The organism is Helicobacter canadensis MIT 98-5491 (genome assembly GCF_000162575.1).
GTDB classification, from domain to species: Bacteria; Campylobacterota; Campylobacteria; order Campylobacterales; family Helicobacteraceae; genus Helicobacter_D; species Helicobacter_D canadensis.
On the sequence record NZ_CM000776.2, the window covers coordinates 153345 to 167043 of the forward strand.

A 13699-nucleotide genomic window follows, 5' to 3' on the forward strand; every position below is an offset into this window, starting at 1 on the left:
AGACATGAAAACACCATACATAAAATTGGGCGATCGAAAAGTAGGTTTAGAATTCAAGCCATTAGTTATAGTCGAAATTGGAATTAATCATGGCGGTTCATTGCAAGTGGCTTATGAAATGGTTGATGCTGCATGGAAAGCAGGAGCTGAAGTCATAAAACATCAAACTCATGTTGTTCATGATGAAATGAGTGTGCATGCTAAAAAAGTTATTCCGGGTAACGCCAATGTGTCAATTTATGATATCATGGAGGAATGTGCTTTGAGCGAAGAAGAGGAAATCGAGCTTAAACGATATGTTGAAAATAAAGGAATGTTGTTTATTAGTACCCCATTTTCTAGGGCAGCTGCCGATAGATTGGAAAGAATGGGGGTTATGGCTTATAAGATAGGCTCTGGAGAGTGCAATAATTACCCTTTAATTGAACATATTGCAAGGTTTAAGAAGCCTATGATTGTAAGCACAGGAATGAATGACATCAAGAGTGTATGTAAAACCGTAGAAATTTTAAGAAGACATAATGTCCCTTATGCGTTGTTGCATACCACAAATCTTTACCCGACTCCTGCACATTTGGTGAGATTAGGTGGGATGGAGGAATTAAAGAATAACTTTGATGATGCGGTGATCGGACTATCAGATCATACAACGAATAATAGAGCTTGTTTTGCGGCAGTTGCTTTAGGTGCCAGTATTGTGGAGAGGCATTTTACCGATAAAATGGAGAGAAAAGGTCCAGATATCATTAATTCAATGGATCCTGTTGCACTTAAGGAGTTAATTATTGGAGTGGAAGAGATAGCGTTGATGAGAGGTGGGATTAAAGAGGCTGCAAGAGAAGAGCAGGTAACTATTGATTTTGCTTTTGCCACAGTTGTAGCTATCAAGGATATTAAAAAAGGAGAAAAATTTACAATGGATAATTTGTGGGTTAAAAGACCTGGAACAGGACCCATAAAGGCAGAATTCTTTAATGATATTTTAGACAAGAGAGCGAGTATGGATATTTGTGTAGACAAACATATAAGTTGGGACGATATTGATGATTAAGAAGATTGTTTTTTTATCAGGTACAAGAGCGGATTTTGGAAAAATTAAAAGTTTATTGCAAGTTTGTGCTGATTTAGATAGTGTTGAATATAGCGTTTTTGTAACTGGTATGCATATGTTGAGTAAATATGGGAGCACTTTCAAAGAAATTGATAGATTTACAACCAAGACTTATAAGTTTATTAATTGTTTTGAAGGAGAGCCTATGGAAATTGTTTTATCTAATACAATCGATGGTTTTTCTAAATATGTTCATGAATATAAACCGGATTTAATTGTTGTTCATGGGGATAGAGTCGAAGCTCTTGCGGGATCAATAGTTGGTAGTCTCAATAATGTTTTGGTGGCGCATATAGAGGGTGGTGAAAAAAGTGGGACTGTTGATGAAATAATGCGACATGCTATTACTAAGATGTCTCATATACATTTGGTGGCTAATCAAGAAGCTAGAAATAGAATAGTTCAGATGGGGGAAATAGCTGAAAATGTTTTTATTATTGGCTCTCCAGATATAGATATTATGTGTTCTAAATTACCCGATATTGATGTTGTAAGGGAAAAATATCAAATTAAATATGAAAATTATCATATCGTTTTGTTTCATCCAGTTACAACAGAGTTGGATCGCTTTGAAAAATATGCTTCTATATTTGTGGAGGCTCTGTTGGAGAGTTCAGAAGAAAATTATGTAGTAATTTATCCAAACAATGATATGGGATCTGCATTAATATTAAAGCAATATGAAAAATTTAAAGGAAGAAATAATTTTAGACTTTTTCCTTCTATTAATTTTGAATGCTTTTTGACATTAATGAAAAATGCAACATCGGTTATTGGAAATTCTAGTGCTGGTATTAGAGAAGCACCATTTTATAATATTCCCAGTATTAATATTGGGACAAGACAAATGGGGCGTTCAAATATTGAAACTATCTTGAATGTTGATTACGACAAAGAACAGATTAAAGCAGCCATAAAAGAAATAATTCAAGCCAAAACAAATGTTAATAATAATATAGATAGGGTTCGCTTTGGGGAAGGTAGTAGTGCTAAGCAATTTAAAAAACTAATTAAAAGTGAAAAAATTTGGAATGTTTCTGTGCAAAAACATTTTGTTGATCGATAAAGGTTAAAAGAATGAAAGAGAGAGTTATTGCTATAATACCAGCAAGAGGTGGAAGCAAGGGTGTGTATAAAAAAAATATTGCCTTAGTGGGAGGCAAACCGCTGATAACATATACTATTGAGGCAGCGTTAAATTCAAAGATTTTTAGTCGGATAATAGTAACTACCGATAGCGAAGAGATTGCTAATTTGGCATCTGAGTATGGTGTTGGAGTATTAGAAAGGCCTAAAGAGTTGGCTACAGATACGGCTAGTAGTATTGATGTAATTTCGCATGTCTTAGGTGAAATACAGCAAGAAGAATATAGCCATTTTGTTTTATTGCAACCAACTTCTCCCTTGAGAACTGCGAGACATATTCAAAAGGCATGGGAGCTTTATAATACAGAAATGGCTACTACATTGGTTAGTGTGGCGGGAGTTGATGAATGTCCTCAGAAAATGTTGGTCAGAGAGGGTGATAGTATTTTTCCTCTCACTTCTTACGAAGATTTAGTTAAGCCAAGACAGCAGCTTGCAAAAGCATATCTCCCTAATGGAGCTATATATATCTGTAAAATTAGTAATTTTTTGCATTCAAGATGTTTATTTGAAGAAAAAATATCATTATTTGAAATGTCTAGTGATGAGAGCATTGATATTGATGCCAATGATGATATTAGAAAAGCAGAAAGAATTCTCAAGGAATTTAAAATGGACAATAAAATAATAAAAATTGATAATGAAGAGATAGTAGATATTCCTAGTGAAAATGCTTCTAGGGCGAGGCAGCTATATAAAGAAGAAAAGTTTTTATCAGCAATAGAAATTTTTTCTTGCAAAGAAAAAAGATCATTTTTTGAAGCAATTGAGATAATTGGTGTTTGTTATTTTAAGCTTCAAAGATTTGATGAGACAGTTAAATATTTAAGTAAAAGCATTAATAAATTCCCTGTAAAGAGTTCAAAGCAAGCTTGGTTATATCTTTTTAATAGCTACTTTAAAATGAACAATAATGTTATGTGTTTTGAAGTGGCAATAGAGGCCTTGAAATACAAAAAAGTGGATGCTAGAATGGCTAAAGCTGTTTTAGAGGCATTTTGTATGTTAGAGGAGAGTAAATATTTGGCAGTGGTTAACAAAATATATCCCTTATATGATGAGTTTTGTTACAAAAATAACTTAAAAGTTCCTCAGAGATTTACACAGGCTTATGCAAAATATAATTATTCATTGAAGGAAACTTATAACAAAAAACCTGTGGATATATCTATGGAAATTTTAGATAAATTTGAGGTTTTGGTACCAACATATCAAAGAAAAGAGGCAATTATATCGACCATTAGAAATATTAAAGAGGTTAATAAATGGATCCATATGAGAGTTGTCGATAATGCTTCAACGGATGGGACTTATGAAGCGTTGCAGGAATTGGCAAAAGAATATCCAAATTTGTATGTATCTCAGAATGAGGAAAATTTGGGATATGCCGGAAGTATGGTTAGATTACTAAAGGAATGTTCTAGAAAATTTGGGATATTTACATCAGATGAAGAACCAATTATAGTGGAAAACACTATAAAAGCGATACAATATATGATTGATGACAATATAGATTTTCTTTCATCGCAATTCTTTAGAAAAAATTCTTTTTTTCGCGGAAAAGCAAATAATTACCTAATGTCGCCAGAAGAATATATGAGAGCTTCATTTTTTACATCCGGTATTATATTTAACATGAATTTATTGCAGAAATATCAGGATATTATTGTTAAACATACACCCAGAAAGCAAGTATATCCAGAGATTATTTTTGCAATTGTGGCAAGTATATTTGGTAAGTGCTTTTGGTTTAATTTGCCAACAGCGTATATTCTGAAGTATCAATTGCCGACTCATTCTCATGATGATACGGAAGAGAAAAGCTATACTTGTCTTATTGAGCGTTGGAGGCAGTTTCAACGATTTATGCAATTTTTTCAGGAATTGTTTCAAGAGACCATTGAGGAAAAATATAAGGCAAGAATTGATAGTGTCATGAGGCATTCAGCGTCTGAAATTTTCTTTGGTTTAAAAAATGCAGCAAAAAGAGAATATAAGACGCTTAGTGAATATTTTTAGATAAAATTACAAATTTTAGACACCCTTTAATCGTGGCTTTTTTAAGATGCTTAAGGTGGTTTTTAAAAGGATAACTGCATTTTTCCCTATATTTTAGAGCAAAGGGGCGTTTTTTTTATCTGAATAGCGATAAAATTCTCTTATTTTTTGCCATCTAGTATCAACACAGATGCGGCTTTTTTGTTGTGTTAATACTTCTTTCGGTGGTGAAAATTCAAGATACACTAATTGGCAAATTGGCAAACAGAGTACATGTATTTGTTAAATATTAAAGATGGTATAAGAAAATGTGAGTAAGCAGGATAGACTTGTTCTTAATGATAAGCGGAAACTATATCAATGAATATAGATGGGGTTTTTAAAAAACTAATTTAAATGATGCACTTGGAGGGTATGTAGTACTTCTCTAAAAATTATTCACTAGGAATATCTACTATCTCTTCATTATCAATTTTTATTATTTTATTGTCCATTTTAAATTCCTTGAGAATTCTTTCTGCTTTTCTAATATCATCATTGGCATCAATATCAATGCTCTCATCACTAGACATTTCAAATAATGATATTTTTTCTTCAAATAAACATCTTGAATGCAAAAAATTACTAATTTTACAGATATATATAGCTCCATTAGGGAGATATGCTTTTGCAAGCTGCTGTCTTGGCTTAACTAAATCTTCGTAAGAAGTGAGAGGAAAAATACTTACATTACACAGAATGGGCATAGAATTAAGAATAAATCAAAAAAAAAAAATGTATAATTAACAATCTTAAGTACAATCTTTAAAGGAAAAGAGATGAAAGTTCTAGTTTTAGCAGGTGGTCTTGGAACAAGACTTTCAGAAGAAACAGGTTTAAAACCAAAACCTATGGTGGAAATAGGTGGAAAGCCTATTCTATGGCATATAATGAAGATATATAGTTATTATGGATTTAATGAATTTATTATTTTAACAGGATATAAAGGTCATGTTATAAAAGATTATTTTATAAATTATTATACGCAATATAGCGATATAACAGTAGATATGCTAGATAATTCTGTTCAAATTCATAATACTAGACATGAGCCATGGAAAGTAACTATGCTTTATACTGGACAAGACTCTATGACAGGTGGTAGAATCTTGCATGCTAAAGATTATGTAAGCGATGAGACTTTTATGCTGACTTATGGAGATGGTGTTAGCGATGTAAATATTAATGATTTACTAAGTTTTCATAAAAGCCATGACAAAGCTATCACAATGACTTCTGTTCTTCCTGAGGGAAAATTTGGCGCATTAGATATTGATAGTTCAACAAATCGTATAAAAAGTTTCACAGAGAAGCCAAAGGGTGATGCTAATTTAAATAATGCTGGCTGGATAAATGGTGGTTTTTTTGTATGCGAACCAAAAGTATTTGATTATATCAAAGAGGGCGATATGACAGTTTTTGAACAAGCGCCATTGAGAAATTTAGCACAAGATGGTGAACTTTATAGTTATCAACATCATGGTTTTTGGAAATGTATGGATACTTTAAAAGATAAAAATGATTTAAATAAAATGTGGCTGGGCAATAAAGCACCATGGGCATTATGGCAAAATCAATAAAAAGGGGTTGCAGTTAATGAATAATATGGGTTGCAAGAATTTAAAACAAGATATCTTAAGCAAAGTGAAAGAGTACTATAGTTTGTGTCACAAAGATGAACAGATTCAGTTTATAGAAGGAAAAACTAAAATAAATTATGCTGGTCGGATTTTTAATGAAAAAGAATTGGAGTATTTAATTGATAGCTCACTGGATTTTTGGCTTACCTATGGAAAGTATTCTGAAAAATTTGAAAAAGAATTAGCTAAATTTTTGGGGGTTAGGTGGGCTTTTTTGGTCAATTCTGGCTCATCTGCAAATTTATTGGCTTTTTATGCTTTAACCTCGCCATTATTAAAGGAAAGACAAATTAAAAGAGGTGATGAGATTATAACTGTAGCTGCAGGATTTCCAACCACAGTAGCACCTATTGTTCAGTACGGAGCCATTCCTGTATTTGTTGATATGGAATTAAAATATGCTAATATTGATGTTTCTCAGCTCGATTTAGCTTTAAGCTCTAAAACAAAGGCTGTTATGATTGCACATACCTTAGGGAACCCTTTTAATATTAAAGTTATTAGGGAATTTTGTAATAAGAATAATCTTTGGTTAATTGAAGATAATTGTGATGCATTGGGCTCAAAGTATGATGGTAAATATACTGGCACTTGGGGCGATATAGGAACAAGTTCTTTCTATCCTCCTCATCATATAACCATGGGCGAGGGCGGTGCAGTTTATACTAGTAATTTAATATTAAAAAAAATTATTCTTTCAATGCGCGATTGGGGAAGGGATTGTTGGTGCAAGAGTGGTGTAGATAATACTTGTGGTTGTCGTTTTACTCAACAATTTGGAAGTTTGCCAGAAGGGTATGATCATAAATATGTGTATTCTCATTTTGGTTTTAATTTAAAGGTTACAGATATGCAAGCGGCTGTTGGGTGTGCACAGTTAGAAAAACTACCAAGTTTTATAGAAAAGAGGAGGAATAACTACAGGAAATTATATAAAGAATTAAGGACAATAGAGCAATTGGAGTTAGTAGAAGAACAACCTAGTTCAGAGCCCAGTTGGTTTGGTTTTATGATGACTGTAAAAGATGATGCCAAATTTGAACGCAATGATATTGTAGCTTTTTTAGAGAAAAATAATATTCAGACTAGAAGTTTGTTTGCGGGTAATATGATTAGGCATCCTGCATTTAGTTCTTTGAAGATGGGAAGAGATTATAAAATAGTGGGAGAATTAAAAGTTACCGATAAAATTATGACAAATAGTTTTTGGATTGGAGTATATCCAGGAATGGATGATGAAAAAATTAATTATATGATTTCAAAAATTAAAGAGTTTTGTATGAGGTAGTTATTCGGATGTGCTTTAATATTTACAAAAATAAAAAAATTTTTATCACTGGACACACTGGGTTTAAAGGTTCTTGGCTTAGTTTGTGGTTAAATTTATTGGGTGCAAAAATTTATGGTTATTCATTGATGCCAAATACCAATCCAAATCATTTTAAAATAATAAATTTGCAAGACAAATTAGCACAAAATTACTTTGCTGATATTAATGATCTAAAAAAGCTTGAAGATGCAATGGTGGAAAGTGATCCGGAAATTATTTTTCATCTTGCAGCCCAACCGCTAGTTAGATATAGCTATAAAAATCCATTGGAAACTTTTCAAACTAATGCAATGGGGACATTTAATATCTTAAATTGTGCTAGAAAGCTTAAAAGTTTAAAAGCCATAGTGATTATTACCACAGACAAAGTTTATGAGAATAAAGAGTGGTTATGGGGGTATAGAGAAGATGAGACACTTGGTGGATATGATCCTTATAGTGCAAGTAAAGCTTGTGCTGAAATCATTACAAATTCAATGAGGCAAAGCTTTTTTAATGTGGAAAAATTTAAACAAACTCATCAAGTTTTAATTGCATCGGTTAGAGCAGGAAATGTTATAGGAGGAGGGGATTGGAGTGAAGACAGATTGATACCCGATATTATTAAAGGGGCAAATGAAAGCAAAACAACTATTATACGCAACCCCGATTCTATAAGACCTTGGCAACATGTGTTAGAACCTTTATGTGGATATTTAGCGTTGGGTGAAAAGCTTTTAAAGGGCGAGAAAGAATTTGCCACGAGTTTTAATTTTGGACCTAATAATGAAGGTGATTTAAGCGTAAAAAATGTTTTAGAACTTGCGACATCATTGTGGAATAAAATTTCTTACGAAATTTCAGTAGATTTAAATGCTCCACATGAAGCAAATTTACTTATGCTTGATATATCAAAAGCTAGAAAAATTTTAGGCTGGAAGCCTGTTTTGGATTCGCGGTTATCTATAGAATGGACTATAGAATGGTATAAGAAATTCTATGAAAACAAGAAAATATTAACTGAACAACAATTGCAAAAATATGGCGAGAAATATCATGAAAAATATTTTAATTAGTGGGGTTAATGGATTTCTTGGTTCTTATTTAGCAAGAGAGTTATCTAAGGAATATCAAGTAGTAGGTTTGAAAAGAAGCACTTCTGATATATGCCGTCTTGAAAATATTGAAAATCTAATTCTTTGTGATATAGATAAGGTAGGATTGGAAAAAATTTTTAAAAAATATAAACCATGTTTAGTGTTTCATGCTGCTGTTTGTTATGGTCGTGGAAATGAAAAATTGAGTAATATAGTGCAAACGAACATGCTTTTAAGTATAGAAATGATAGAGTTAAGCATAGCTTTTAATGTTGGCACATTTTTTAATACTGACACTATGCAACAAGCATATCTTAGTTACTACACTACCACTAAAAAGCATCTTAGAGATTATTTAGTGTCGTTATCTCAAGATATACAAATTATAAACTGCAAATTAGAACATATGTATGGTTACAATGATGGTAAAGACAAATTTGTTGGCTATCTTGTAAATTCGCTTCAAAATAAAATTCCAAAAATCTCTCTAACGAAAGGTGAGCAAAAAAGAGATTTTATTTATATAAAAGATGTGATTCAGGCCTATAAAATATTGTTAAAAAATGTAGAACATTTACCTAGATTTTTTGAAATTGATATAGGAACGGGCGAACAAGTAAGTATTAAAGAATTTTGTTTATATCTGTTATGTCAATTTGAAAAATATCAATATGATGGAAATAATACAGAATTGGATTTTGGTGCAATTCCATATAGAGAGGGTGAGCCTATGAGCATTGATGAAGATATTAAGCCTTTGTTGGCTTTAGGATTCATTCCAAAATATGATTATAAAAAAGGAATAGATGATATGTTGTCTAAAATATATAATAATGGTATTCTGGGGGGGGGGGGGGCTTTAAGCCTTATTAACAATCAACAAGAATTCCATGTTTTGCAAAAGGTTGCTTAATATGGAAAAAATAGAAACAGATTTTGATGGGCTTTATATTTTGAAAAGAAGTATGTTTAAGGATAATCGCGGAGAATTTATTAAACATTTTAGTGAGGAGTGTTTTAGGCAAAATTCTTTAGATACTGATTTTAAAGAATCTTATTATTCTGTTTCAAAAAAAGGTGTTCTTAGGGGGATGCATTTTCAACTTCCTCCTTATGAGCACACCAAGCTCGTGTATGTAAGTAGCGGAAAAATATTGGATGTGGTTGTTGATATACGTTTGCATTCTTCAACCTTTGGGCTTTTTTTTAAAATAGTTTTAAGCTCCAAAAAAAGCAGTTTTTTATATATACCAAAGGGGTTTGCCCATGGTTTTTTGTGTTTGGAAGATAATACGAGAGTTCATTATCTTCAAACTAGTGTTTATTCTAAAAATCATGATAGTGGAATTTTATATGATAGTTTTGGGTTTAACTGGCTGGAGGAGAGCAGTAAATATGAAGTTAAAAATTTAATTATTTCTCAAAGAGATTTATCATTTGAAAGCTTGAAAGATTTTAAATTGAAAAAGGTTTTTTAAAATGAAGATTTTACTTACAGGTGCTACAGGCTTCATCGGAACAAATTTTATTCTACAGCTTTATAAAAAATATGAAATTATTGCGTTAGTCAGAAAAAGTAGCAATACAAGTAAAATCGAACAGTTTTGCAAGGTTTTTTATTATGAACGAGATATGCAAAAACTTTCCAATTTTTTAAGAAAAGAAAATATAGATGGAGTTGTTCATTTGGCTGCCTTATATATTAAAAATCATGATACTTATCAAGTATCCTCTTTGATTGAGGGCAATATTACTTTTGGTGTAGAGTTGTTGGAAACTTTATACATGATTGATTTTAAAGGTTGGTTTATTAATGTTGGAACTTTTTGGCAGTTTTATAAGAATTTACCTGATAATCCATTGAATTTATACGCGGCTACAAAGACCGCTTTTTTAAGGGTCGCCGATTATTATATTCAGGTTGCAAAATTCCGATTTACTACAATTTTGCTAAATGATACTTATGGTCCTAATGATTTGCGCCCAAAGATTTTTAATATATGGCTTGAAGCCTTGACTAGTGGCAAGCAAATAAAAATGAGTGGTGGTGAACAGATTATTGATATATTGTATGTTGATGATGTTATTGATGCATTTGATATTTGCATTAATTTGTTAACAAAAAAAGAAGGTATGTTATTGCGTAATAGAAAAGTTGCTTTACACTCAAAGGAGCGAAAAACCTTAAAAGATATTGCAAAAATTTTTAAAGATTGTTTTGGTCAGGAAATAGATATTAAGTGGGGAGCTCTACCGTATTCTTTGAGAGAAAATTTTATACCTTATGAAGGCGGAGATGAATTGCCATGCTGGGAGCAAAAAATTACTTTTCAGCAAGGATTTAATATGATAAAAGATTGTTATAATGATAAAAATGATTAAAATGCTGTTTATAAAGAAAGATGAACCGCAAATATCGATTTTAAGTAATTGCTTTGGTTTGCAGATTTTGTGGTTTTAACAATTTTAATTTGTTCTGCTAAGTTTCTTTGCATTGGTGATTTTGTGAATTAATCCTTTATTGTGATCAATAAAATTATGTGCTATAAAAAATCTTTAAAGCAATATATTTGTCAGCATCAATGTCTTTAGTAGATTTAATATTTTTTGCTTTGTCGAAAATAAAATCAAGAAGGTTGGTGGCTTTTTATTTGTGGAGCAATTTAAGTTTTAATTAAGTCTATTGCATTGCAAAAACTCAAAATTTTTAAAATAATGGAATGATTTAAAGAGAAAGGATATTGTGTTTTTGCAATAAAGTTATGAGTGGAAAAATTGAACTTTAAAGGAGTTTTGATGGAAGATGAAAATATAGTCATATTAGGAGCTGGTATAGCAGGCATTTCGGCCGCTTATCATTTAAAGCAAAAAAATAAAAAAGTTAAAGTATTTGAAAAAGATAATGATTATGGAGGTTTATGCGGAGGTTTTTTTATAAACACCGCCAAAGGTAAATTCTGGTTTGATAATGCTGTGCATTTGTCATTTGCAAAAGATCAAAGCGTAAAAAAAATTTTTTTCGCTACTAGGCATTATACACATATTCCTGATTCTTTAAATTATTGCAGTGGAATTTATGTAAAGCATCCTGTGCAAAGCAATCTTTATCCTTTGCCTCTAGATATTAAAATAGCGGTCATTAAGGGTATGTTGCAAAATGCTCATGGAGATATTAAAGTTGAGAATTTTGAACAATGGCTTAAGTCTCAGTATGGTGACTTTTTTTCAGAAGAATTTGCTATGAAATATACCAGAAAATATTGGACTGTAGAAGCAAAAGACTTAAATACAAATCCTATGTTCATAGGACCAAGATTTTATAAGCCAAATATGGATGAGATTTTAATGGGTGCTATGAGTGAAGATACTCCGGTGACTTACTATGCTAAGGAAATGTATTATCCTGTAAAAGGTGGCTATAGATCTTTTTTGCAAAACATGGTTAAGGAGATAGATATTGTATATCAAAAAGAAGCTACAATTATAGATAGCGAAAAGAAAATAATTTATTTTTCAGATGAAACTAAAGTAAAATATGAAAAGTTAATTTCTACTATACCTTTACCTGCACTTGTTAAAATGCTAAAAAACACTTCTCAAGATATATTAGAATCATCAAGACATCTTTATGCTACTTCTGTAGCTTTAGTATCTTTAGGGTTTGATAAAAAAATTCCTAAACATTTATGGTACTATGTTTATGATGAAGATGTATTTTTTGCAAGATTTTATAGTCCATCAATGAAGAGCGCCTATAATGCTCCGAAAGATTGCTCTAGCATTCAAGTTGAAATTTATTTTTCTGATTTTAAAACTTTGGAAAAAATGAGTAATAATTGCAGTGATTTGGCAGATTTCTTTATAAAACATGTAAAAGAAAAGCTATTTCAAATGAATTTTTGCAAGGAAGCAGATATTGTTTGCGAAGATTTTAGAATTATTCCTTATGCGAATGTTATCTTTAATCATGGTATGGAAAAATATAGAGAAGAACTTCTTGATTATGTAAAAGGGTGTGGCATTTTAACTTGTGGTAGGTTTGGGGAATGGGATTATTTATGGAGTGACCAAAGTTTTTTGAGTGGAATGGAGGCTGCACAACAAATTGAGAATGGCTAGGGTTGGTAAAAATGGTTTTTTGTTATAATTACCTAATTAATTTATCAAGGGTTTTTATGTGGCAAATTTTAAAAGACAGATGAAGTTGCTTGTATTTTCTGATTTTGATTCGCGTTTAAAATGGGGTTTGGCATTGGCTAATTATCTGCGTAGCATATTTGAGTCGGTTATTGTCTATCATAGAGAAAATACTTTGGAGCAAGTAAAAGCTTATGTTAGGCAAGAATATACAATGAAGCGTTACGGCAGTATGAGTGAGATGCTTGAAAAAGAAGATATTTTTTTAAAAGCAGAAGTGATAATATTAGCTATAGGAGGAACGAAAAATATTTATTTTTTAAATGCACTGGGAAGATTTTTTAGAAAATATCAACAGAGACCAATAGTTATTGCTGGTATGAATGGTCTGACGGATTGTAGTGACTTACATGCTGTGCTTTGTAGGATTGGTGCGGATATTATTTGCATAAACTCAAAGAGGAATTTTCGTATTTTCAAAGAAAAGTTGCAAGACTTAAATGTTAAAAATGATAATTTGTTGATGTTGGGGTATGCAAGATTATATGGGGATAATACCGAAAAAAGTAGGAATTGCAATAATGGCAAACAGATAACTCTTTTGATAGGGCAAGCTAATATGCCAGCGCAGAAGAAACAGCAATCTTATTTAATGAAAAAGGTTTATGAGTATGCTCTTAAATATCCCGATCATTTGGTTGTTATAAAAGAAAGAAGTATTACTCACAAAGAACACATGAATGCTTATTTCAAAAAAAAAGAAATTTTTCAATTGTGGAGATGGAGATATAAAATTAAAAGAAAACCTGATAATATCCTGATAAGTAACGAACCTATTGAGAGCCTTTTGGGTAAAGCAGATGTGTGTTTGGGATTTTATTCGACAGCTTTGATAGAAGCGATACATCTTGGTATTCCGACCATTGTTATTCAAGATTTTGGTATAGGTAAAAATATTGGTAATCACGATTTTTTAGGGAGTGGAGTCTTGCATTCATTGAATGATTGGATAGATAATAAATTACCAATAGTAAATAAAGGGTGGAAAGATGAAAATTGTAATTTTGCTTCTGAAGTGGAGATAGATCTGTTAAAAAAGGCTGTAATAAAAAAAATAAAAGAGAAAAGAGAAGAAGTTGTTCAATATTATTCTGAGGAGAAATTTCCATATTTTTATGATAAATAAATTGCTATATGAGCATGATGTGATGTTTTATTGACT

General features: G+C 31.4%; 12 protein-coding genes. 11 read left to right on the plus strand and 1 reads right to left on the minus strand.

Features of this window, described 5'->3' with window-relative positions:
* The first annotated feature begins 4 nt into the window (after positions 1-4).
* From HCAN_RS00830 to HCAN_RS08055, 3 genes are read left to right on the plus strand one after another with little or no spacing between them, the layout of a single operon-like run.
* A complete protein-coding gene (locus tag HCAN_RS00830; protein WP_006656006.1) occupies positions 5-1051 on the plus strand; it encodes an N-acetylneuraminate synthase family protein in 1047 nt (348 codons plus the stop codon).
* Positions 1044-2177 carry a UDP-N-acetylglucosamine 2-epimerase gene (neuC, locus tag HCAN_RS00835; protein ID WP_006656005.1) on the plus strand — a complete coding sequence of 378 codons (1134 nt, stop codon included), beginning with the start codon at positions 1044-1046 and terminating at the stop codon, positions 2175-2177. Before HCAN_RS00830 ends, neuC begins: the two co-directional genes overlap by 8 nt.
* A gap of 11 nt (positions 2178-2188) precedes the next feature.
* The gene (locus HCAN_RS08055) at positions 2189-4276 is read left to right on the plus strand and encodes a cytidylyltransferase domain-containing protein (protein WP_006656692.1); all 2088 of its coding nucleotides are present in this window, start codon (positions 2189-2191) and stop codon (positions 4274-4276) included.
* A gap of 413 nt (positions 4277-4689) precedes the next feature.
* On the opposite strand, the gene HCAN_RS00845 is transcribed toward HCAN_RS08055, so the two are convergent.
* Positions 4690-4872 (minus strand): hypothetical protein, encoded by a 183-nt coding sequence (locus HCAN_RS00845; protein WP_034556384.1) that lies wholly within the window; start codon positions 4870-4872, stop codon positions 4690-4692.
* 201 nt (positions 4873-5073) lie between these two features.
* On the opposite strand from HCAN_RS00845, the gene rfbF reads away from it, so the two are divergent.
* The 8 genes from rfbF to HCAN_RS00885 all read left to right on the plus strand — a co-directional run bounded on the left by rfbF (position 5074) and on the right by HCAN_RS00885 (position 13663).
* Entirely contained in the window at positions 5074-5874 is an 801-nt protein-coding gene (gene rfbF, locus HCAN_RS00850; RefSeq protein ID WP_006656002.1) for a glucose-1-phosphate cytidylyltransferase, read from the plus strand.
* 25 nt (positions 5875-5899) lie between these two features.
* Positions 5900-7222, plus strand: a complete 1323-nt coding sequence (rfbH, locus tag HCAN_RS00855; RefSeq protein ID WP_034556419.1) for a lipopolysaccharide biosynthesis protein RfbH — start codon at positions 5900-5902, stop codon at positions 7220-7222.
* Between the two features lie 8 nt (positions 7223-7230).
* A complete protein-coding gene (gene rfbG, locus HCAN_RS00860) occupies positions 7231-8319 on the plus strand; it encodes a CDP-glucose 4,6-dehydratase (RefSeq protein ID WP_006656000.1) in 1089 nt (362 codons plus the stop codon).
* The gene (locus HCAN_RS00865) at positions 8300-9253 is read left to right on the plus strand and encodes an NAD-dependent epimerase/dehydratase family protein (RefSeq protein WP_147589516.1); all 954 of its coding nucleotides are present in this window, start codon (positions 8300-8302) and stop codon (positions 9251-9253) included. The genes rfbG and HCAN_RS00865 overlap by 20 nt, the downstream gene beginning before the upstream one ends.
* A 1-nt stretch (position 9254) precedes the next feature.
* On the plus strand, positions 9255-9818 hold the full coding sequence (locus tag HCAN_RS00870) for a dTDP-4-dehydrorhamnose 3,5-epimerase family protein (RefSeq protein ID WP_006655998.1): 564 nt from the start codon (positions 9255-9257) through the stop codon (positions 9816-9818).
* A gap of 1 nt (position 9819) precedes the next feature.
* On the plus strand, positions 9820-10722 hold the full coding sequence (locus HCAN_RS00875) for an NAD-dependent epimerase/dehydratase family protein (protein WP_006655997.1): 903 nt from the start codon (positions 9820-9822) through the stop codon (positions 10720-10722).
* A 414-nt stretch (positions 10723-11136) separates the two neighbouring features.
* Positions 11137-12459 (plus strand): protoporphyrinogen/coproporphyrinogen oxidase, encoded by a 1323-nt coding sequence (locus HCAN_RS00880; RefSeq protein ID WP_006656696.1) that lies wholly within the window; start codon positions 11137-11139, stop codon positions 12457-12459.
* Between the two features lie 58 nt (positions 12460-12517).
* Positions 12518-13663, plus strand: coding sequence for a DUF6716 putative glycosyltransferase (locus HCAN_RS00885; protein ID WP_104761885.1), 1146 nt, complete (start codon positions 12518-12520; stop codon positions 13661-13663).
* Positions 13664-13699 lie beyond the last annotated feature (36 nt).

What these genes read in the sequence shown, in the direction of transcription:
- HCAN_RS00875 (WP_006655997.1), top strand. Translation starts at nt 9,820, where the DNA reads ATGAAGATTTTACTTACAGGTGCTACAGGCTTCATCGGAACAAATTTT.
- neuC (WP_006656005.1), top strand. Translation starts at nt 1,044, where the DNA reads ATGATTAAGAAGATTGTTTTTTTATCAGGTACAAGAGCGGATTTTGGA.
- HCAN_RS00865 (WP_147589516.1), top strand. Translation starts at nt 8,300, where the DNA reads ATGAAAAATATTTTAATTAGTGGGGTTAATGGATTTCTTGGTTCTTAT.
- rfbH (WP_034556419.1), top strand. Translation starts at nt 5,900, where the DNA reads ATGGGTTGCAAGAATTTAAAACAAGATATCTTAAGCAAAGTGAAAGAG.
- HCAN_RS00870 (WP_006655998.1), top strand. Translation starts at nt 9,255, where the DNA reads ATGGAAAAAATAGAAACAGATTTTGATGGGCTTTATATTTTGAAAAGA.
- HCAN_RS00830 (WP_006656006.1), top strand. Translation starts at nt 5, where the DNA reads ATGAAAACACCATACATAAAATTGGGCGATCGAAAAGTAGGTTTAGAA.
- rfbG (WP_006656000.1), top strand. Translation starts at nt 7,231, where the DNA reads ATGTGCTTTAATATTTACAAAAATAAAAAAATTTTTATCACTGGACAC.
- HCAN_RS08055 (WP_006656692.1), top strand. Translation starts at nt 2,189, where the DNA reads ATGAAAGAGAGAGTTATTGCTATAATACCAGCAAGAGGTGGAAGCAAG.
- rfbF (WP_006656002.1), top strand. Translation starts at nt 5,074, where the DNA reads ATGAAAGTTCTAGTTTTAGCAGGTGGTCTTGGAACAAGACTTTCAGAA.
- HCAN_RS00880 (WP_006656696.1), top strand. Translation starts at nt 11,137, where the DNA reads ATGGAAGATGAAAATATAGTCATATTAGGAGCTGGTATAGCAGGCATT.